Origin of the sequence: Anaerococcus porci (assembly GCF_034090325.1) — a bacterium.
Taxonomy (GTDB): Bacteria; Bacillota; Clostridia; order Tissierellales; family Peptoniphilaceae; genus Anaerococcus; species Anaerococcus porci.
In genome coordinates, this window is record NZ_JAXDSU010000017.1 from 1 (window position 1) to 22,721 (window position 22,721).

Consider the following 22,721-nt stretch of genomic DNA (forward strand, 5'->3'; position numbering starts at 1 on the left):
AAGCGTATTGCTTTTGGTTTTAGATCTTTTGTCAATTTTAGGATTAGAGTTTTTGTAATTATGAATTTAGTTTTAAGAAATCAAAAACCGGGAGGTAGAATATTCTACTTCCCGGTTTTTGATTGTGTTTATTTTATCTACTAACACTATTTGACAAAGAACCTTTTTTATTTTGCATATTCAATTGCTTTTGATTCTCTAATTACATTAACCTTTATTTGACCTGGATATTCTAATTCATTTTCTATTTTTCGTGCAATTTCTCTAGCAATTACAACCATAGAATCATCAGAAATTTTTTCTGGTTGAATCATAACTCTTAATTCTCTACCTGCTTGTACAGCAAATGATTTTTCTATACCATCAAATGAATTAGCTATTTCTTCTAAGTTTTCAAGTCTCTTAATGTAATTTTCTAAACTTTCCCTTCTTGCTCCTGGTCTTGCTGCTGAAATTGTATCAGATGCTTGAACTAGTATAGCCTCTATACAAAATGCTTCTACATCTCCATGATGAGATTCTATACAATTTATAACATTCTTATTTTCACCATATTTTTTAGCAGCTTCGACACCTATAGATATATGAGTCCCTTCTACTTCATGATCAATTGCTTTTCCTATATCATGTAGTAATCCACCTCTTATAGAATCTCTAGGATCTATACCTAGTTCTGTAGCAAGCATTCCGGCTATTTTTGCAACTTCTATGGAATGCTTTAACACATTTTGTCCATATGAAGTTCTGAATTTTAGCTTTCCTAGTAGTCTTACAAGTTGAGGATGTAGGTTATGAATTCCAACCTCCTCTATAGCAGCTTGTCCATCTTCAATTATTCTTTGTTCAACTTCATCTTCAGCTTTTATTAGCATCTCTTCAATCCTAGATGGATTTATCCTACCATCAAGTATTAATCTTTCTAATGCTACTTTAGCTATTTCTCTTCTTATTGGTTCAAAGGCAGAGATAACAACAGCTTCTGGAGTATCATCTATAATAAGATCTGTTCCAGATAATTGTTCAAATGCTCTAATATTTCTACCTTCTCTACCGATTATACGGCCTTTCATTTCATCGTTTGGTAAGGAAACAACTGTAACAGTATTTTCTGCTATCTCGTCAGCCGCATATCTTTGAATAGTAGTTGCAATTATATCAGCAGCTATTTTTTTACTTTCATTTTTGGTCTTTTCTTCATACTCTTTAATGATTTTTGCTGATTCATGAACTACATCTTCTTTTAAGCTTTGAAGTAAAATTTCTTTAGCTTCACTTATAGTAAGTCCAGCTATATCTTGTAACTTTACCTCTTGCTCTTCAATTAGTTTTTCAATTCTGTCTTCTTTTTGCTTTAACTTTTTTTGGTCGCTAGAGATTTCATCAGATTTCTTATCAATTAATAAGGATCTGCTATCTAGACTTTCTTCCTTTTTTAAAAGATGACTTTCTTTAACTGCTAGCTCATTATTTTTTTTATTAATTTCTTTTTCAGCTTGCAATTTTATTTTTGAAATTTCATCTTTTGCACTCATCAGTGCCTTGTTTTTTAGGGACTCAGCATCTCTATTTGCATCATTTATAATTCTTTGAGATAATTCTTCTGCCGAAGAAATTTTTGATTCACCTATTTTTTTACGATAAAGATAGCCTATAAAAAAAGCTAACATAATGAAGGCGACAGATAGAATAATTTTTAAAAAATCCATTTAATCACCTCCTAAATTTTGGATTCTCATCCTGGTATTTATTATATCATAAATTTATAATTATTCGAAAAAGTTTTTTTAGATTACTCATCTTTCATTTGTTGTAGATACATTTTCTTATAATAGCCATTTCTTCTCATTAACTCATTATGATTTCCTTCTTCTAGAATTTGACCATTATATAAAACTATGATTTTATCTACGTCTTTAATAGTTGAAAGCCTATGTGCGATAATAAAAGTGGTTCTATCTTTTTTGAGCTTATTTATTCCATTCTGAATTATTTGCTCAGTCTCAGTATCTATATTTGAAGTTGCTTCATCAAGAATCAATAGCTTAGGATCTCTTATATAGGCCCTCGCAAAAGATATAAGCTGTTTTTCACCTTGACTTAAATTAGAACCGTTTTCGAGTATTTCACTGTCAATTCCTCGCTTTATAATTTTTTCACCACCAACAGTTTTTAAAGCTTTTATTATTTCTGATGTTGAAAAATCATCTCCCATACTTATATTTTCTCTGATTGTATCTTTAAATAAGAATGAATCTTGAAGAACAACAGCCATATCCTTTCTCAAATCATCTCTATTTATACTAGATATATTTACACCACCTATTTCAATTGTTCCTTTTCTTGGAGAATAAAAATTTAGTAAAAGATTTATTATAGTAGACTTTCCAGATCCGGTTTGACCAACAAATGCAATAGAAGTTCCACTTTTGACTTTTAAAGATAGATTTTTTATAATATCATTTTCTTTATAGGCAAAGTATATATTTTTGAATTCTATATCTTTATTTAAATCAATTTTATGTTTTCCAAGTTTTTTTAAAGATTTCCTATCCAATAATTCAAAAATATGGTTAGCTGAAGATAAGGCATCTTCTACATCGCCAAATCTCATTATTATAGTATTAATATTATTAAATATTTTTGTTGTATAATCTATTGCCATATATAATGAGCCTATTGTTACTGTATATATATTGGTAATTGAACCTATACCAAAATAAAGCATAACTATAATAATAGCCAGATATTGTATAACATCCATTGCTCTATAACCAGAATAAGATCTTAATTTTGATAATTTTATGTTAATATCAAATATTGATTTATTAACATTTTCAAATTTGTCATACATATATTTTTCTTTATTAAAAACTTGAATTATTTCCATGTTATGGATATATTCATTTATTTTAGCATTTATATCTGCTGTATACTTTTTTATTTTCTTTGTATATACATATGTTTTATTTAAATATGTTTTAAAAATGATGTACACAAAAGGAACTAGTATTAAAAGCATTAAAGCTGCAATAGTATCAGTAAAAAATAAGGTTATATATAAACCAACAGCTAATATAAATGCATTTGCTATATCAGAAAACAATAGTTGAAACATAGTTTTTAATTTATTTGTATCATTAGTTACACGAGATGCTATTTTACCCGCAGGAAGATTATCAAAATAAGAAATAGGAAAGTTTGAAACTTTGTCATAAACATCTTTTTGAACTCTTGCTGCAATTTTATTAGCACTTATTTGAAAATAAACTTTAGATCTATTTAATAGAATTCCCGATAATACAAATATAATAAGATAAATATTCAATAATAAGGCTATAGTTTTAAAATCATTTTTTGTTATATTAGAGATAAATATATTATTTATTATATAGGCTATAATCATAGGACCTAGTACTTCTAAAAATGTCCTCAAAAATGAAAATATAAAGCCTATAAATAAATATCTTTTCTCTAATAGGGCATAATCTTTAAGCCTATTTATGCTTTTATTTTTTACTATATTCTTCAATTTCATCACCCATAATTTGTTTTAAATACTGTCTTTTATACCATGTATTATCTTTCATTAAATGTTCATGATTACCTTGTTCTACTATCTTTCCATTTTCTAAAACTATTATATTATCACAGTCTTGTACTTGACTTATCCTATGTGCAATAATTATTGTGGTTTTATTATTTCTGTATTTTTTTAAATTAGCCAATATGTTTTTCTCGGTATTAGCATCTACAGCACTCATAGCATCATCTAATATTAGAATTTCAGGATTTTTAAGAATAGCTCTTGCTATAGATAATCTTTGCTTTTGACCACCTGATAAAGAGATGCCATTTTCTCCTGTCATTGTTTCTAACCCTTCAGGAAATTCCTCTAGATCCTTTTTAAAGTCAGCCATCTCTATTGCTTTATTTAAGTCTTTTTCACTAGCTTTTTCATTTGAAAATAAGATATTATTTTTTAAAGTATCCGAAAAAATCATATGTTGTTGTGGTACATATCCAATTTTTTCTTTTAATAGTTTAAAAGAAGTATCTGAAGCTGTATATTTACCTATATAAATACTAGTTTTATCTACTTTATATAGGTCTAATAGTTGTTTTATTAATGTGGTTTTACCAGAAGAAGTTTTTCCAAGTATTCCTAAGGATTTATTATTTTTAATACTTAAATTTATTCTATTTAAAATATAATCTTTTGAGCTAGGATATTTAAAATTATGCTCGTCGAACAATATATCTATGTTTTCACCAGCATCTATTTTATTAGATGAATCTGAAATTTCCTCTTTGTAATTTAAAGTTTCTTCTATTCTATCCATTGATGCACTGGCTTGTTGCTTTAAGTTTATAAAATCTCCTAAGGCATACATTGGCCAAACAAGCATATTTAAATAATAAGTAAAAGATACAATTTGCCCAATACTTAACTTTGATGTATATATCATGTATGATCCATAGGATATAGCTATTATGAAAGTTATAGAAGTAATTATTCTTTCTACAGGAGCAAGTAAAGCCTGGTACTTAGCAAGATTTATATTGTTTTCAGCTAATTTATCCGCATTTTTATAAAACATTTTTCTTCTCTTATCTTCCAAGTTAAAAACCTTAATAATTCTAATACCTTCAGCATCTTCTAATACATTATCGTTAAGTTTATCAAACGACTTATTTACTTTAATTGACTTATCATAAATTCTCTTTCCAATTTTAAAATATGCAAAAGCTATAAAAGGTATGGGTAATATAGAAAATATTGTAAGCTTTAAATCGACGGTTACTATCATAACTATAATTACGCTTAAAGGAAGAATTGTAGAATCAATTAATGACAAAGTACCATAACCTGCCATAATGGAAATTTGTTGTATATCATTTGTAGATTTTCCCATTAATGAACCAGTTGAATTATTCTCAAAAAATTCTTGTGATTGACGTAAAAATTTGTTCATTAATTTATTTCGAGTTAAGTATTCAATACTTCCGCTAGCTTTAAAAACATTGTATGACCATCCCATTGCTAGAAAATACTTTACAATTACTACAAAAAATGTGAATATAACAATTTTTATAAATTTATCAAAATCTATGCCCTTATTATAAATTAAATCTATTAATTTGCCTATAATATAAGGTAAAAATAGTGATACTACATCACTTAACAAAAGAAATAATATGCCTATTATATAATTTTTTTTATAATAATCTATAAACCACTTGAATTTTTTAAACATATATTCTCCTTAAAAAAGCTGCCGCAAATACACATGGATTAAAAGTTAAACCATATAATTTTATTTAGCAGCAGCCTATCATTTATTATATTTTTTATGTTTTATAATTTGGGCTGGTACTCCAACCGCTGTGCAATCATCAGGCACATCTTCTAATACAACTGCATTAGCACCAATCTTACAATTATTTCCAATTTTTATATTCCCTAAAATAACTGCTCCTGCACCAATTAAAACATTATTTCCGACACTTGGATGTCTTTTTACTCTTTTATTGACTAAACCTCCTAAAGTTACACCGTGATACATCAATACATCATCACCTATTTCAGCAGTCTCGCCAATAACTACACCCATTCCATGATCGATGTAACATCTTCTACCAATTTTAGCACCAGGATGGATTTCTATTCCAGTTTCCATCCTAGATTTCAAGCTAATTTCATCTGCTTTAGCAAATTCTCCACTCATATATAGATTATGAGCCTTGTAATGTGCTAATAAAGCTCTTATTCCAGGAGAAAAATTAATTGCCTCATCCTCAGATTTTAAAGCAGGATCTTTAGCTAAAGCAGTTTTAATTAATTCATTTTTGTAATCTTCAAATGTCATTATTTTAATTCATATAATTTAGTTGATAAATATCTTTCACCTGTATCAGGTAATACAGTTACAACTTTTTTTCCTTCACCTAACTTGTCAGCTATTTTTATAGCACCTACAACATTTGCTCCTGAAGAAATGCCTACAGCTAAAGCCTCATCTTTTGCAAGTTGTCTTGACATATTTATAGCTTCATCACTTTTAACATCAACAATTCCATCTAGGATATCATAATTTAAATTTTTAGGAATAAAATTACCACCTATTCCTTGAATCTTATGTGCTGAAGCTTTTCCTCCAGAAAGTAATGGACTTTCTGCAGGTTCAATTGCATAAACTTGTGCATTTTCATTTACTTCCTTAAGTCTTTTTCCTACACCTGATACAGTTCCACCTGTACCTACTCCAGCAATAAATGCATCTGGTGTTAATTCATCTAAAATCTCAACTGCTGTTGTTTCATAATGAGCTTTTATATTTGCAGGATTTGAAAATTGATCTGGCATAAAATACCCGTCTTTTTTAGATAGTTCCTTAGCCTTATTAACAGCACCTTGAAGAGCTCCTTCTGTCGTTCTTATAACTTCAGCTCCATAAGCTTCTGCAAGTTTAGATCTTTCTTCACTCATCGAAGCAGGCATTGTTAAAATACACTTATATCCCTTAGTTGCAGCAAGAGCAGCTAGTGCAACGCCTGTATTTCCACTTGTTGGTTCTACAATTGTATAACCTTCTCTAAGCTTTCCTAACTTTTCAGCCTCTTCTATCATATAAAGAGCAATCCTATCTTTAATAGATCCAGCCAAATTGTTTTTTTCAACTTTTACATATATATCAGCTCTTCCCTCTTTTTCAAGAGATTTAAGCTTTAGTAAGGGAGTTTTCCCTATTAATGCTTTGCTATTTTTATAAATCGTCATATAAACTCCTTATTATTTTATTTAGTTATTTGACACTTGTTAGTATTATATTATAATATTATTCCTTTTCAATTAGAAAACAATATTCATAGTATTTTACTAGAGATTAATTTTTTAAAAAAAAGAAGGCATTTGCCTTCTTTAAAGAAATTTATTAACCCTTGATTTGACTTTGAACTTCGTCTGCAAAGTTTTCTTCTTTTTTCTCTAAACCTTCGCCAACTTCAAATCTTGCAAATCTTCTGATTTTAATATTTTCCCCTACATTATTAGCTGTATCTCTAAGATATTGCTCTACTGTTAAATCGGGATTTTTTATATATTGTTGATCTAGTAAGCAAACATCTTTAAAATATTTTTTAAGTCTTCCTTCAACCTTTTTATGAGCTATCATTTCTTTTTTATCTTGTGGCATATTATCATTAGCCTCATTCATAGCTTGGTTGATAAGTATTTCTTTTTGCTCTGCAACATCTTTTTCATCGGCATCTTCTTCTGAAACATATAAAGGATTTAAAGCAGCTATATGCATAGCTATATTTCTAGCAAATTCTTTTACAGAATCGGTATTAGCAGAAAAGTCTGTTTCAGTATTAATTTCAACTATAACACCAATTTTATTATTATGGATATAAGAACCAATAACCCCCTCAGCAGCTATTCTATCAGCTTTTTTGTCTAAAGTAGCTTGTCCTTTTTCTTTAAGTAATTTTATCGCCTTATCTATATCACCATCTGTTTCAGTTAAAGCTTTCTTACAATCCATCATTCCAGCGCCTGTTTTATCTCTTAATTCTTTTACTAATTTTGCAGTTACTGCCATCATATCCTCCTATTAATTATTCTTCTTCAGATTCAGCTTCTTCATTATCTTCGATTTCATCATCTAATTCTTCGAAATCTTCTTCATTTATCTCAAATTCGTTACCTTGATTTCCTTCGATAACTGCATCCGCCATAAGTGATGTGATAAGTTTAACTGCCCTAATTGCATCATCATTTCCAGGAATTGCTAAATCAACAACATCTGGATCACAATTTGTGTCTACAATTGAAATAACAGGGATTCCTAAAATTTTCGCCTCATGAACAGCTATTTGCTCATTTGATGGATCGACTACAAATAATACATCTGGTAGTTCTTCCATTTCTTTGATACCACCAAGATTTTTCTCTAGTTTATCCATTTCTTTATTGAATTGTAAAACTTCTTTTTTTGGTAAAAGATCAAAAGTTCCATCTTCTTCCATCATTTCATATTTTTTAAGTTTATTTACACTATTTCTAATAGTATTGAAATTAGTTAGCATGCCACCTAACCATCTGTTAGATACATAAAATTGACCACATCTTTTAGCTTCTTGTTCAATTGAGTCTTGTGCTTGTTTTTTTGTACCTACAAATAGTATATTTCCACCTTCAGCTGCTGTATCTCTAATAATTTTATAAGCTTTTTCAATTTGCACAGCTGTTTTTTGTAAATCTATAATGTAGATTCCATTTCTTTCAGTGAAGATGAATTTTTTCATCTTAGGATTCCATCTTCTTGTTTGATGTCCAAAGTGTACACCAGCTTCTAATAATTTTTTCATTGATACTACTGTCATATTATTACCTCCGTTTATTATCTTCCATCTTTTTCAACTAGACCATAAACCTATTTGGCAACGTAGATCTATCAAAAGATGTGCATAGTACTTATTTAGTATACTACAAGTTTTTTTAAAAAACAAGCATTTAGAACATACTTTCAACAAAAGACTTAGAATCAAATTTTTCTAGGTTATTAATTCCCTCACCTAATCCTATATACTTAACAGGAACCTCAAGTTCAACTTGAAGCGGAAATATTACTCCACCCTTAGCTGTTCCATCAAGTTTTGTAAGTATTAAACCAGTTATATCGCATACATTTTTAAATTCTCTAAGTTGACTAATAGCATTTTGACCTGTAGTAGCATCTAAAATTAGTAAAGTTTCCTTATTGGCTTTATTAGCATGGGTTGATATTGTTCTATTAATTTTTTCTAATTCATTCATAAGGTTTTTCTTATTATGAAGTCTTCCAGCTGTATCGCATATCAAAACATCATATTTATTTGACTTTGCAGACTGAATTGCGTCAAAAATTACAGCTGATGGGTCTGATCCTTCTTTATGAGATATCATAGGAGTGTTAGACTCTTTTGCCCATGAATCTAATTGCTCAATTGCTGCGGCCCTAAAGGTATCTGCAGCTGCCAGGATTACTTTCTTGCCTTGTTTTTCAAGATTATTAGCAAGCTTACCTATTGTAGTTGTTTTTCCAACTCCATTAACTCCTATAACTAATATCACGGTCAACTCATTATCCTTAATATTTAATGAATTATCAAGATTTTTTTCATCAAGTTTTGCTATCATAATTTCTTTTAGTAGAGGAAATATTTTTTCAGGTTCTTTAATAGATCTAGCCTTTATTTCAAACTTAAGATTGTCTACTATTTCAATAGTAGATTTCATTCCTATATCAGAAGATATAAGAATCTCTTCTAATTCTTCATATAAATCATCATCTATTTTTACATTTGCAGTAAATATATTTTTTAATTGTGATGAAAATTGTTCACGGGTTTTTGAAAGACCTTTTGATATTTTTGCAAAAAAGCCCAGATTTTCTTCGACATCATCTGATGTATTTTCAATATTTTTTTGATTTAATATTAAGTCTTTTTCTAACTTTTCTTTATTTTCTTCTTCATTTAGCTTATCATTCTTATATACATTTTCTTTTTCTATATACTTTTCTTCTTTACATTCATCAGCTTTTTTCTTTCTAAAAAAATCAAACATTTATACTCCTTAATTAATGTCATTTGGATTTAATGATATAATAATACTAGAATCCTTAGACTTATTTATAAAGTGATTTCTTAATCTCACTAAAAAATCAAAAAGATAATCTAAACTATTATCATTACACTTTATAATGATATTATATCTATATTTATTATTAATTCTACTAATTTTACATGGGTTAGGACCTATAATCTCGACATAAATATTTTGAGAAAACTCCAAATCTAGATATTTCTTTATTCTATTTGAAATATCTATGCACTTAAGTCTTGAGGCATTTAAAATTTTTATAGTAAGTAAATTAATAAAAGGAGGATAAGAGAATGCCTTCCTTATGGCTATTTCATTTTCATAAAATGTTTTGTAGTCATTATTACTTACCGTATTTATTACAAAATTATCGGGTTTATAAGTTTGAATAACTACTTCTCCATTTTTATTAGATCTTCCAGCTCTTCCTGAAACTTGGGTGAGAATTTGAAAGCTAGATTCGAAAGCTGTGTAATCATCAACATTTAAATTTATATCAGCATTTATTACACCAACTAAAGTAACATTATCAAAATCAAGCCCTTTCGCTATCATTTGGGTTCCTATTAAAATATCTACCTTATTTTCTTTCATAAGCTTATACATTTTCAGGTAAGAATCTCTATTTTTAACAGTAATCGAATCCATTCTTAAAATTTTTGCACCTTTAAACATATCTCTTACTTCTTCTTCAAGTTTTTCAGTTCCGGCTCCATATTCTTTTATTTTTTTAGACCCACAAGATGGACAAATTTTAGGTTGATTTTTAGTTCTTCCACAATAATGACACACAAGTTTTGATACATGCTTATGATAGGTCATTGCTACGTCACAAGCTTCACATTTTATTACGTGACCACATGATCTACAAAATGTAAAAGAGTTATGCCCTACCTTGTTTAAAAATAAAATAATCTGTTCTTTTTTCTTAAGCCTATCTATGATTTTTCCATAAAGATTAGCACTAATCATTGAGTAATTTGAATTTTTGAGCTCTTTTCTCATATCGACAATTTCAATTTTTGGAAAAGTCTTGTTTATTCTTTCTTTTAACTCAAGCAATCCATATTCACCAGATTTAGCTTTTAACATTGTCTTTAAAGATGGAGTAGCTGATGCAAATATTAAACTAGCATTGTGAAACTTTCTTCTTAATAAGGCTATCTCATCAGTATGGTATTTAGGGTCTTTTCCAGATAGATAGCTCTTATCATGTTCTTCGTCAATTATAATTATGCCCAAGTTTTTAAAAGGAGCAAAGATTGCACTTCTTGCACCTATTACAATTTTTACCTCTCCATTTTTTATCATTCTCCACTGTTGAAATCTTTCTTTTATAGTAAGCTTTGAATGCATTACAGCTATCTTTTGTTTAAATCTTCCTTGAAATCTCTCAATAGTTTGTGGTGTAAGTGATATTTCAGGAACCAATATTATGGCATCTTTATTATTTTTAAGATTTTCTTCTACAATTTGTAGAAACACCTCGGTTTTTCCACTACCAGTAACTCCTTTAAGTAGATAGGGTCTATTTGGATTATTTATAACTTCTCTATAAGCTTTTTCCTGCTCATCATTAAGTTTAAATTTGTCATATGACTCCATAAAATTTTCAACTGATTCATTTTTTTCTTTTTTTAGAACTTTTACTAACCCTTTTTTTATTAATGAATCTAAAGAACTTTTACTAGACTTTGTTGTAGTTAGTAATTTCTTATATTCTGTTATATTATTTTTTTCTAAATAAGTTAATATTTCTTTTTGTTTTTTAGCGTTTTTACTTATTATATTATAATTTACTTCTTTATTAAGACTAATATAATAAACATAGTTTATTTTTTGATTACCTATTAATTCAAATTTCGATTTAATTAACCCATCATTTTTATATGATTCTAAAATATCATAGTTAATATTAAACTTTTCTTTTATTTCTTCATAACTTTTTTTCTCATCCAAAAAATCTAAAAGTTTATCAGAATTTTTATGATTACACTTATAAAAATACTCTCTTATTTCTTTTATATTTCCCGGAGGCATAACTTGTTTAATACATGATCTTAAAGGTGCCAAGTATCTTTTATGCATAAAAAAAGCTATATCAATTAATTCCTCATTAATTATAGCTTCACTATCAATAATTTCTATGATATCTTTTGTTTCAATTTCCTCTTCAATATCTTTTTTTATCTCATAAACAAAAGCAATAGTACGCTTGTTTGCTTTTCCAAACGGTACTATTACTCTCATTCCTTTTTTTAAACTATTTTTAAACTTTACTGGAATATGATATGTAAATGATCTATCTAAAAATCTACTTTTACTATCAAGAATCACATAACAATACAAAAAATCACCTAAACCAATAAATCCAAAATCTTATTAGCCAATTCTCTTTTTGTCATCATATTAAGCTTTTCAATACTCTTATGAGATAGAATTGAAGCTATATTAGTATCTACGTCAAAACCTGCACCTTTTTTCTTAAGATCATTTGCTATAATATAATCAACCTTTTTAGCTTCTAATTTTTTTTGTGCATTATTAATCAAATCATCTGTTTCTGCTGCAAAACCTATAAGAGTTTGTTGATTTTTTTTATCACCAAAGTACTTTAAAATATCAATATTTTCAATTAATTCTAAATTTAAGTTATTTCCATCCTTTTTTATTTTGACATCACTTGGTTTTTCAACTTTATAATCAGTAGGTGCAGCCGCCATTATTAGGGCGTCTGCATCATCAAATTCTTTATCTATTTCATCCTTTAATTCTTTATTAGTATTGACATTCACTTTATCAACACAATCAACTTCAAATGGACTAACAGGACCAGAAATAAGCTTTACATCTGCACCTCGCTTAAAAGCTTCATATGCAATATTATATCCCATTTTACCACTTGATTTGTTAGTAATATATCTAACATAATCAATCTTTTCTACAGTAGGACCAGCTGTTACTATAATTTTTTTCCCATTTAGGTCTTTTTTGGTAAAGTAATAATCTAAATATTTTACTATATTTACAGGTTCTTGCATTCTGCCATCACCGCGTGTATTACAAGCAAGCATACCTGATGAAGGATTTATTATGTAAACACCCTTATCTTCTATAGTTTTTAGATTTTTTTGAGTAACGGGATGATTTAGCATGTTTGTATTCATTGTCGGTGCTACAATTATATCCTTATCACAAGCAAGTATACTTGCTGTTAGCATATTATCTGCTATACCATAAGTCATTTTAGCTAAGGTATTAGCTGTAAGTGGTGCTATTAGAAAAACATCTGCCCATTTAGGAAGTTCTATATGATGGACCTTATCATGATGACCTTCAAACATATCAGAATATACTTTGCATTTTCCCATGGTTTCAAATGACAATGGGGTTACAAATTTACAAGCTCCCTCTGTCATTATTATTTTAAGGTTCGCCCCTTCTTTTTTTAGCCTAGAGCATAAGTCTAGAACCTTATAAGTAGCTATACCTCCTGAAACTCCAAGAAGTATATTCTTTCCTTTAATCATACTTTCTAACTTTTCCTTCCATTATTTCATGTAATGCTTGAGTTACTGGTTTCGCTTCTTTATCCTTAGTCAAAAGATCTGAACCATTTACAATTCTTCTTGCTCTTTTTGCACACATCATGCAAATTTCATACCTACTTGAACTAATATTTGATAATTCTTTAAATGATGGATTATTCATTTTACTCCCTTTCGAAATTTATTTCCTCTCTAAATACCCTATGTTTCTCAGCGTTTATTATTTCATTAACTAAATTTATTGCTGAATTTAGATGATCATTAACTACTAAATAATCATATTCATTGATATAGGATAATTCCTTTTTAGCATTATTCATCCTAAGTTTAATATCTTTAGTAGTTTCAGTTCCCCTATTTACAATTCTATTTTTCAATTCACTTAGACTAGGAGGTGCTAGAAAAATAAAAACTCCATTATCAGTATTTTTCTTTACATTTAATGCTCCTTGAACATCAATCTCCAAAATAACTATTTTACCTTCATTAATTTTTTCTTCTACAAAGTCTTTAGGAGTTCCATAATAATTATTATGTACTTTAGCATATTCCAAAAACTTATCTTCATTTATCATTTTTTCAAATTCATCATGGCTCTTAAAAAAATAGCTTACCCCTTCTATCTCCCCAGGTCTTTGCTTCCTGGTAGTAACAGATACAGAATAAACTAAGTTTTTTTGTGTATTCATAAGATCATGTAGTACTGTACCCTTACCAACTCCTGAAGGTCCAGAAATTACTAATAAAAATCCTTTTTTCATTGCGCCTCCTTATTACTTCTATTTTACTTTATGGAAAAATTTACTTCAAGTCTGTATAATGATTAGTATCAATTAAAAGAGGTGATAATATGAGTTTTGATGGTCTAGTAACCAGAGCTGTCACTTATGAACTTAAGAATAAAGTAATAGGAGGAAAAATTCAAAAAATCAGCCAACCTTCTAAAAATGATATTGTATTAAGTATATACTCTTTAGGAAAAAGCTATAAGTTAATGATAAGTGCAAATAATAACGAAGGAAGAGTTAGTTTTTCAAATGAAAAATTTGAAAATCCACAAAATCCACCAAATTTCTGTATGGTTTTAAGAAAATATCTTAACCAAAGTAAAATCATTGACATTGAACAGTATAAATTAGATAGGGTAATTATTTTTCATATATCTTCTATTGATGAAATGGGATTTGATGTATCAAATAAATTAATAGTTGAAATTATGGGTAAATACTCAAATATTATTCTTACTGATGATAAATTCAAAATCATTGATTCTATAAAGAGAGTTAACAACAAGATGTCATCTGTAAGAGAAATTTTGCCAGGCAAGAATTATAATTTTATAAAAAGTGATAAATTTAATATACTTGAAAACTTTGATAAGGATATATATTATATAGATAAAAAAACTCCAGATAATGCAAATCCAAAAGAATTACTATATTCTACATACTTAGGATTTTCACCTACAATAGCTAATGAACTATGTTATAGAGCAGGTATAGATACTAGGGTTAATTGGGGATTAGTTAGCGAAGACGAGAAAAAAGCTTTAAATAAAAATATAATTAAATTAAGATCAAAATTATTAGAAAATGATTACTCTCCTACATTATATAAAGAAAATAATAAATTTAAAGAATTTTATTCTTTTAGACTTAGACATCTACAATATGAATATAAAAAATATGACTTTATAAGCGAAGCTATAGAAGAATTTTATAAAGTTAATAAGTCAAACGATAGGCTAAGACAAATTAAAAATGATCTTGAAAGAAAGATAAATAGCCATATAAAGTCTACTAAAAAGAAAATTACAATACTAGATAAAAATCTTAGTAAAGAAAATTCTATGGAACTTTATAGGAAAAATGGAGATTTGCTAGCAGCTAATATAAATAAAATAAGTAAAGGTATGAATTCAATAAGAGTAAATAATTTTTATGATGAAAATAAAGAAATAAAAATTATAATTGATCCATTAAAAAATCCTTGGGAAAATGTAGATAATTATTATAAGAGATATAAAAAATTAAAAAATTCTATTAGCTATGCTAAAAAAGATTATCCGAATCAAATAGAATATCTAAATTATCTCCTTCAACTTCTAGATTTTGTAGAAAGAAGTGATAGTATAAACGATTTAGATGATATAAAATCCGAACTTATATCTAATAAAATAATCAAAGATTCTAGTAGAAATAAAAAATCAAATAAAGAAAAGTCAAAACCTAAACATTATATAACTATAAATAATAGTCATATATATGTGGGTAAAAATTCTAGGCAAAATGATTATATTACTTTAAAATTAGCTGGAAAACATGATTACTTTTTCCATGTTAGAAATGCACCTGGAAGTCATGTTATTTTAAAGACAGATAATTTTAATGAAAATGATTTAATATCTGCATCCTATCTTGCTGCTAGTAATTCTTCTCTTTCTAATTCATTAAAAGTGGATGTAGACTACACTGAAAAAAAGAATGTAAATAAGGCCAAGGGTTCTAAGCTTGGTATGGTATATTATGAAAATTTTAATACTATAACTGTAGATTTAAGCGACAAGCCAAAAGATTTATATAAAAGAATACAATAAAAAAGATTAAGATAATTAAACTAAATCAATTATATAAATACTCTAATATAGTGATTAAAGAGATTAACAATTTATCAAGACTATTAAAAGCATTATTTTTACTTTTAGAGTATTTGTTAATTTTAGGACTAAAATTTTTATTATTAGAAATTTAGTTTTAAGAAATTAAAAACCAGGTAAGTAGTATGTTCTACTTCCTGGTAAATAATTGTGTTTATTTTTATCTATCAACACGATTCGACAAGAGCCTTAAAAATATTTTGGCATAAAAAAACCTCAATCTATTTTTCGGATTTTGAGGTTAGATAATAGTTGATATAGTATTTTATATTTAGAATACTCGACAGCCCCAATAGGGGCGTGCCTGTATTCATGTCTTATGCACTTTTGTGCAAACTAACATATAGCTAGTAGTTTTGAATTATTTATTTATTTATTAACTGCTTCTTTAAGTGTTTTTCCTGCTTTAAATACTGGAGCTTTAGAAGCTGGAATTTTTATAACTTCATCTGGTTTTCTAGGATTTCTACCTTCCCTAGCTTTTCTATCCCTTGTTTCAAAAGTTCCAAATCCAACTAATTGTACTTTTTCTTCTTTTGCTAAAGCTTCTGTTACAGTTTCGATAAAAGCATTTAAAGCTCTTTCTGCTTCAACTTTTTTAAGTCCACTTTTTTCTGAAATATTAACTAATAATTCTGATTTATTCATATTTCCTCCTTATAAATCAATCTTAATCTTATTCTGCTTAACTCTAAGTTAGATTATACATAAATATATAATATTTTTCAAGCATTTATCTAATAAAAAGATTGATATTTGAGTTTTTTATTAGATTTTTTATATATTTATCATACTCATTTTTTAAATAAATTTCCTTAGCTCTAACTAATAAATCATTTTCTTTTGTATTTAATGAATTTACCATTAGTATAAAGTATGAATCCTCATTCTCGAAGATTTTACTAACTTTATCTTTTTCATAAATATTTGCTAAAGATAGAAGTTTATCATCATTATATACAAAATCAGACCTAAATATTTCATAATTTCTAATATCAGATTCTAAAAATTTCCTAAAATCATTACTATTATTAATTTGTTCTTTAACTTTCTGAGCTTCTAATTTATCATCAAAAATAAGAACATCATATTTATACATTTTCTGTAATTTTTTATTATTTTTATAAAATTCTCTTACATCCTTATCTTTAATCTTATTATTATTCACAAAGAATTCCCAATGTTTTTTCCTGATTGAATCATTAAATAAAATCTCGTTAATTTCACTTTGATCAGAACCAAAGGCTTCAATATTTGCCAAAAGAGATGCTTCATCACCTATTTTATCAGATAGTTCTTTTAATAAATTTTGAGAATCATTCTTACTAACTTTAATATTATTTCTATCTAAATCATTTAAAAATATCTGATCTTTTATTAATGAATCAAGAAGTTCAGACTCTAACTTTTTAAAATTAGAATCTCCATTCTTATTTTTATCATCAAGGTATGATTCCCCATATTTTTTTATATAAAATTTTTGATAAAAGCTAAGTTCTTTTTCAAACTTTTCTTTAAATATTGGTTTATCATCAACTATTGCTACACAGTTATTTTTGTCTATATTATTTGTCGAACAAGATGTAATTAAAAAAGAAAGAAGACTAATTATTGCTATTAGAATTTTCTTTGTTTTCTTTGTTTGAACTATCATTATTTTTTTGCTTTATATCTGTCTCAGAGTTTTTTGTTTGAGGTCCATCTTCTGTTACAACTTTTGCATCATTAAATAATTTAGTTAGATATTCAGAATATTTTTTATCATTAAGTGCTTTAGAAATATCTTCTTTTAAGTCCTCAGCACTATCTTTCTTGTCTTCAACTTTTATAATATGATAGCCATAAGATGTCTTTACTGGATCGGATATTTCACCTTTGTTCATAGAAAAAGCCTTGTCTGAGAATTCTTTAGCCATTTGAGACTTGTTAAAGTAGCCTAAGTCACCGCCCTTGGCTGCATTAGCAGTATCTTTAGAATATTCCTTAGCTAGTTTTGCAAAATCTTCACCCTTATCTAATTTTTCTTTTAATTCTTTGGCTGTAGCTTCATCTTCAACTAAAATATGACTGGCTTTAACTTGAATTAGGTTATCTTTATTTTCATCAAAATATTTTTTTATTTCATCATCCGAAACAGGATTATTTTCTTCAAACCATGCTCTATGTTTTTGATAAATTTGGTCTTTTTTGATGGTTTCTTTAAATTTGTCACTGCTCATATTATAATCATCAAGCATCTTATCGAATTTTTCTTCTCCTCCAAATTGTTGGATGTATTTAAGAAATTTTTCGTTTACTTCCTTATCATCAACTTTAACATTGTTTTTTTTCATATCATTCGATATAAGTTTATCTTGAATCATCATATTTACAATTGAAGATTTTAATTGTTGTTGGCTTGCAAGCATTGCAGAATAAAAACTCATTTCATCTTTATATGCATCTTTAGGAATTTTTTCATTCGCTACCATTGCAACAGCATCATCTTCTAATTTTACATCTTTATTAGTTTTATCTTTTTCTTGATTAGAACTTTCTGTAGCAGTTGTCTCTTTTTTGTTGCTTGAGGCATTGTTATTTGTATTATTATTTGAACAAGCCCCTAATACAAATCCTGTAGCTAATACTAAAGCTAATATTTTTTTATTCATTCTGTCTCCTTAATTTCTTTTATTAATTTTAAAAGTTCATAGCAGTCTAATAACTTGGTACTTGTGTTTGGTATATTAAATGATGGATTATGAGATAAGTCTAATGATAGTTTACTTTTATATTTTTCATTAATTTGTGAGAGTTCTTTAAATGTAAATTTATTTCTATCACTATATGATATTTTAATCTGATCTTTAACTTCTCTAATTTCATCAAAACCTAATCTATCAGCTAAAGACTTTATTAAAGATACATACATTATATTATCCACCATAATTGGCACATCTCCATATCTATCTATTAAGTCTTCTACAATTAGGCTATAATCTTCTAGATTATCAATCTTAGAAATTCTAGTATACATTTCAATTTTTTGACCAGAATCCTCTATATATGTTTCAGGTATATATGCATCAATTTTTATATCAATATATACATTATTAAATTTATAATCTTTAATCTCTTTACCACTTGCCTTATTAATAGCTTGTTGTAAAAATTTAACATATAAGTCATACCCAATAGCTTCTACTTGTCCGCTCTGACTTTCACCTAAAATATTACCTGCTCCTCTTAGCTCTAAATCTCTCATAGCAATTTTATAGCCAGATCCAAAATCTGAAAAATCCTTAATTGATTTCAGTCTTTTTTCTCCTATTTCTGTTAAAACTTTACCTTTTTTATAAGTAAAATATGCATATGAGGATCTAGAGGACCTACCGATGCGGCCCTTTAATTGATAAAGTTGACTCAACCCCATCATGTCAGAATCATAAACTATAATTGTGTTTACATTTTGTATATCCATTCCAGTTTCAATGATTGTTGTAGAAAGTAATATATCAATTTCACCCTTTATAAAGTCTTCCATCACCTTTTCTAAACTTTTTGGAGTCATTTGACCATGAGCAATGGCTATATTTGCATCAGGAACTAATTGTTTAAGATGATTATAAATTTTTTCTATATTTCCAACCCTATTATAAACAAAATATACTTGACCATTCCTATCTAATTCTTTTTCTATTGCTCTTTTTATTATTATAAAATCATATTCTATTACATAAGTATTTACTGGCATTCTTCTTTCTGGCGGCTCATCTAAGGTTGACATATCTCTTATTCCAGTTAAAGACATTTGTAAAGTTCTAGGAATTGGAGTTGCTGATAATGTAAGAACATCGAGATTTTCTTTTAATTTTTTCATTTTATCTTTATGTCTTACACCAAATCTTTGCTCTTCATCTATAATTAGTAATCCTAAGTTTTTAAATACAATATCTGATGATAAAAGTCTATGGGTTCCAATTATTATATCAACTTTTCCTGATTTTAAGTTTTTAATGGTATTATCTTGGTCTTTTTTTGAAACAAATCTTGAAAGCATCCTACAATCAATTGGAAAATCTTTAAACCTTTCAAGCATAGTTTCATAATGCTGTCTTGCAAGAATTGTAGTTGGAACTAGAAAGCAAACTTGATATCCATCCATTATAGCTTTAAATGCTGCTCTTAGAGCAACCTCAGTTTTTCCATAACCAACATCACCGCATAAGAGTCTGTCCATGGGTTTATCCTTTTCCATGTCTTTTTTTATTTCATTTATGGCTCTTAACTGACTTTCAGTTTCTTCATATATAAATGAATCTTCAAACTCTTTTTGCCAAGCTGTATCCTTACTAAAGGCATGACCCTTTAATTTTGATCTTTTAGCATATAATTCTACTAAGTCTTCAGCTATTTCATCTACAGCTTTTTTTGCTTTTTGTTTTGCTTTTTTCCACTGATTTGAGCCTAGAGATGATAATTTAGGTTTATCACCCTTATTACCAATATACTTACTAACTAAGTCCATTTGATCTACTGGCACAAAGACCTTGTCTTTTCCCATATATTCAATAAGGAAATAATCTTTTTTTATATTATTGACTTCTATTTGGGATAAACCTTTATATATACCAATACCATTATTTTCGTGTACTACATAATCACCAACTTCAATATCAGAATAGTTTAGGATATCATTAGCATTTAAAATCTTTGATTTTTTTTTCTTTTTCTTTCTTTTTTTATCCTTACCAAAAATATCCCTATAACTATATACATTTATTGCTGAGTCAATTATTATATAACCTCTAGATGTATTTCTGTCAGTAATTATTATATTATTATTTTCAAAATTACTATAAAAATCATAGGTAAAATTATTAATACCATTTTTTATAAAAAGGTCTGCTAAATTTTCTTGAGTCTTTTTGGTTGCACCTAATATTAGAATCTTTTCATCTTTATATATTAAGTTTTTAATATTTGCTATAAAAGAATCTATATCATTATTAAAGTTTTCTTGTTCTATAGTTCTTAATTCTATAATTTTTTTTGCTTTAATATTTGACGTATTTTTCAACAAACTAGATGCATTTATTATAGGAAAAGATTTGATATTTATAAACACATCTTTGATAGGTATTTTTATATTAGAAAAAGATGAAAATACTTCTTCATTTTCTATTTGTAAACCTAAATCTAATGAAAATTTATCCCTTCTATCTTTATATTCATCTTCAACCCTATTTAAATCGTCAAATATAATGATTGGCTCATCATTAATATAATCAAAAATACTTTCATAATTTTCATCTCTAAAATAAGTAATCAAATCATCATTAGCTATATATAGACTATCCTTAATATATGAAATGATTTGTCTATATTTATCTTTAAGCTTTATAAAATCATTAGTATTATTTAACTTATCCAATTGCTCTTCTATATTAAGAATTACTTTTTTATAGTCTTCTTTGTCATAGATTAATTCTTTTGTAGGTCTTATTTCAACACTTTCTATATTTCCCAATGAACGCTGAGTGTTACTGTCAAAAAATCTTATAGAATCTACTTCATTATCAAAGAGCTCTAATCTTACAGGATTATCATATTCTATAGGCCAAAAGTCTATTATAGACCCCCTTATCGAAAAATTTCCTTTAGATTCTACCAATTTATTATATTCATAATTTAGATTGAGAAATTTTTTCTTTAAATCGTTTATATCTATTTTTGAATTAAAATCAATCATGAAAGATTTATCTTTATAAATCTCTAAAGGAGTAAGTTTATTGGATAAGGCTTCAAGTGTTGTAGCTATAATACATTTTTTACCTTTTGATAAGCAGTTTAAGAGCTCTAGCCTTTTAATTTCATCTGATCTTTCAAGACTTTTAATATTGTAAAAATTAACTTCGGTAGAAGGAAAATATAGACACTCATTTTCTTCTAAGAAATTTACTTCTTGTGCAAATTCCATTGCTTTTTTTTCATTTTCACATATTACTATTATATTCTTATTAAGAATTTGAAAGAAAGTTAGAGATAAATGTGATAAAAGCTCTCTGGTAATACCGTGTAAAAATATTGGGGATAAATCCTTATAATTATTTAATATTTTTGATATTTTTTCGATAGATGATAGTTGATTAGTAATACTATTCATTATTTTCTATCAACCTTTTTGAATTAAATAAACTCATAGCCTTATCGATTCCTTCAGTTAATATCATACTTATTGCATTACTAGTAAACTTAATTTCATCTTCTATTATTTTTGCTTCATCTTTAGAAAATCCACTTAATACAAAATTTGCAAGATCCATATATTCAGGTTTCTTGCCTACTGCTAATTTAATTCTTGGAAAGTCATCAAATTCAAGGTTGTAGATTATAGATTTCATGCCATTATGGGTCCCAGCAGAGCCCTTTTTTCTTATTCTAATACTACCAAAATCTATATCTATATCATCAAAGATAACAATTAACTTATCATGTTTAAAATCAAAATAATTATATATTTCTCTTAAGGCTTCTCCTGAATTGTTCATATAAGTTTGAGGTTTTATAAGCATGACTTTTTGGTCAGAAATTACTCCCTGACCAATTAAAGACTTAAATTTTATTTTTCGTACGTCAATATTGTACTTTCTTGCTAGATAATCTATTGTTAAAAAGCCAACATTGTGTCTTGTATTTTCATATTTTAAACCAGGATTTCCTAACCCTACGATATAATACATTTTACTTAGCATCCTCGAATAAACCACTTATAGATTCATAACTATTTATTCTTTTTATTGCTTCAGCAAGCAGTGGTGCTATAGACATGATTTTTATTTTATCTATCTTTTTTTCTTCTGGCAATTGAATTGTATCTGTAATTACTATT

The 22,721-nt window shown here is 27.3% G+C and carries 18 protein-coding genes and 1 pseudogene; 1 reads left to right on the forward strand and 18 read right to left on the reverse strand.

From position 1 onward, the window contains the following. Positions 1-167: 167 nt before the first annotated feature. The 12 genes from rny to gmk all read right to left on the reverse strand — a co-directional run bounded on the left by rny (position 168) and on the right by gmk (position 13,955). Positions 168-1,706 (reverse strand): ribonuclease Y, encoded by a 1,539-nt coding sequence (gene rny, locus SOR60_RS02080; RefSeq protein ID WP_320595096.1) that lies wholly within the window; start codon positions 1,704-1,706, stop codon positions 168-170. Positions 1,707-1,789: 83 nt separating this feature from the next. Further along, a complete protein-coding gene (locus SOR60_RS02085) occupies positions 1,790-3,529 on the reverse strand; it encodes an ABC transporter ATP-binding protein (protein WP_320595097.1) in 1,740 nt (579 codons plus the stop codon). Then, positions 3,507-5,255 (reverse strand): ABC transporter ATP-binding protein, encoded by a 1,749-nt coding sequence (locus SOR60_RS02090; RefSeq protein WP_320595098.1) that lies wholly within the window; start codon positions 5,253-5,255, stop codon positions 3,507-3,509. The genes SOR60_RS02085 and SOR60_RS02090 overlap by 23 nt, the downstream gene beginning before the upstream one ends. Positions 5,256-5,333: 78 nt before the next feature. Next, positions 5,334-5,867, reverse strand: coding sequence for a serine O-acetyltransferase EpsC (gene epsC / locus SOR60_RS02095; RefSeq protein WP_154538782.1), 534 nt, complete (start codon positions 5,865-5,867; stop codon positions 5,334-5,336). Further along, positions 5,867-6,778 carry a cysteine synthase A gene (gene cysK, locus SOR60_RS02100; protein ID WP_154538783.1) on the reverse strand — a complete coding sequence of 304 codons (912 nt, stop codon included), beginning with the start codon at positions 6,776-6,778 and terminating at the stop codon, positions 5,867-5,869. The genes epsC and cysK overlap by 1 nt, the downstream gene beginning before the upstream one ends. A 154-nt stretch (positions 6,779-6,932) precedes the next feature. Beyond that, complete coding sequence (tsf, locus tag SOR60_RS02105; RefSeq protein ID WP_320595099.1) at positions 6,933-7,604, reverse strand: translation elongation factor Ts; 672 nt, start codon at positions 7,602-7,604, stop codon at positions 6,933-6,935. Positions 7,605-7,617: 13 nt separating this feature from the next. Beyond that, positions 7,618-8,385 carry a 30S ribosomal protein S2 gene (rpsB, locus tag SOR60_RS02110; protein ID WP_154538785.1) on the reverse strand — a complete coding sequence of 256 codons (768 nt, stop codon included), beginning with the start codon at positions 8,383-8,385 and terminating at the stop codon, positions 7,618-7,620. 130 nt (positions 8,386-8,515) lie between these two features. Further along, entirely contained in the window at positions 8,516-9,610 is a 1,095-nt protein-coding gene (gene ftsY / locus SOR60_RS02115; protein WP_154538786.1) for a signal recognition particle-docking protein FtsY, read from the reverse strand. A gap of 9 nt (positions 9,611-9,619) precedes the next feature. Beyond that, a complete protein-coding gene (gene priA, locus SOR60_RS02120) occupies positions 9,620-11,995 on the reverse strand; it encodes a primosomal protein N' (protein WP_320595100.1) in 2,376 nt (791 codons plus the stop codon). 8 nt (positions 11,996-12,003) lie between these two features. Then, positions 12,004-13,176, reverse strand: coding sequence for a bifunctional phosphopantothenoylcysteine decarboxylase/phosphopantothenate--cysteine ligase CoaBC (coaBC, locus tag SOR60_RS02125; protein ID WP_320595101.1), 1,173 nt, complete (start codon positions 13,174-13,176; stop codon positions 12,004-12,006). Next, positions 13,169-13,357 carry a DNA-directed RNA polymerase subunit omega gene (rpoZ, locus tag SOR60_RS02130; protein WP_154538789.1) on the reverse strand — a complete coding sequence of 63 codons (189 nt, stop codon included), beginning with the start codon at positions 13,355-13,357 and terminating at the stop codon, positions 13,169-13,171. Before rpoZ ends, coaBC begins: the two co-directional genes overlap by 8 nt. A gap of 1 nt (position 13,358) precedes the next feature. Then, on the reverse strand, positions 13,359-13,955 hold the full coding sequence (gmk, locus tag SOR60_RS02135; RefSeq protein WP_154538790.1) for a guanylate kinase: 597 nt from the start codon (positions 13,953-13,955) through the stop codon (positions 13,359-13,361). Positions 13,956-14,044: 89 nt separating this feature from the next. On the opposite strand from gmk, the gene SOR60_RS02140 reads away from it, so the two are divergent. Beyond that, positions 14,045-15,790: an Rqc2 family fibronectin-binding protein gene (locus SOR60_RS02140; protein ID WP_320595102.1), complete on the forward strand. Its 1,746-nt coding sequence runs from the start codon at positions 14,045-14,047 to the stop codon at positions 15,788-15,790. Positions 15,791-16,219: 429 nt separating this feature from the next. Here the strand turns inward: SOR60_RS02140 and SOR60_RS02145 are convergent, their stop codons facing one another. From SOR60_RS02145 to SOR60_RS02170, 6 genes and pseudogenes are all read right to left on the reverse strand, one after another. Then, complete coding sequence (locus SOR60_RS02145; protein ID WP_154538792.1) at positions 16,220-16,498, reverse strand: HU family DNA-binding protein; 279 nt, start codon at positions 16,496-16,498, stop codon at positions 16,220-16,222. An 85-nt stretch (positions 16,499-16,583) separates the two neighbouring features. Then, complete coding sequence (locus SOR60_RS02150; RefSeq protein WP_320595103.1) at positions 16,584-17,504, reverse strand: SurA N-terminal domain-containing protein; 921 nt, start codon at positions 17,502-17,504, stop codon at positions 16,584-16,586. Continuing rightward, positions 17,455-18,501: a foldase protein PrsA gene (locus tag SOR60_RS02155; protein WP_154538794.1), complete on the reverse strand. Its 1,047-nt coding sequence runs from the start codon at positions 18,499-18,501 to the stop codon at positions 17,455-17,457. Before SOR60_RS02155 ends, SOR60_RS02150 begins: the two co-directional genes overlap by 50 nt. Then, positions 18,498-21,995, reverse strand: a complete 3,498-nt coding sequence (gene mfd / locus SOR60_RS02160) for a transcription-repair coupling factor (RefSeq protein ID WP_320595104.1) — start codon at positions 21,993-21,995, stop codon at positions 18,498-18,500. The genes SOR60_RS02155 and mfd overlap by 4 nt, the downstream gene beginning before the upstream one ends. Next, positions 21,988-22,572: an aminoacyl-tRNA hydrolase gene (gene pth / locus SOR60_RS02165; protein ID WP_154538796.1), complete on the reverse strand. Its 585-nt coding sequence runs from the start codon at positions 22,570-22,572 to the stop codon at positions 21,988-21,990. Before pth ends, mfd begins: the two co-directional genes overlap by 8 nt. Before the next feature lies 1 nt (position 22,573). After that, positions 22,574-22,721 (reverse strand): annotated as a pseudogene (locus SOR60_RS02170) (ribose-phosphate pyrophosphokinase); the annotation flags it as partial.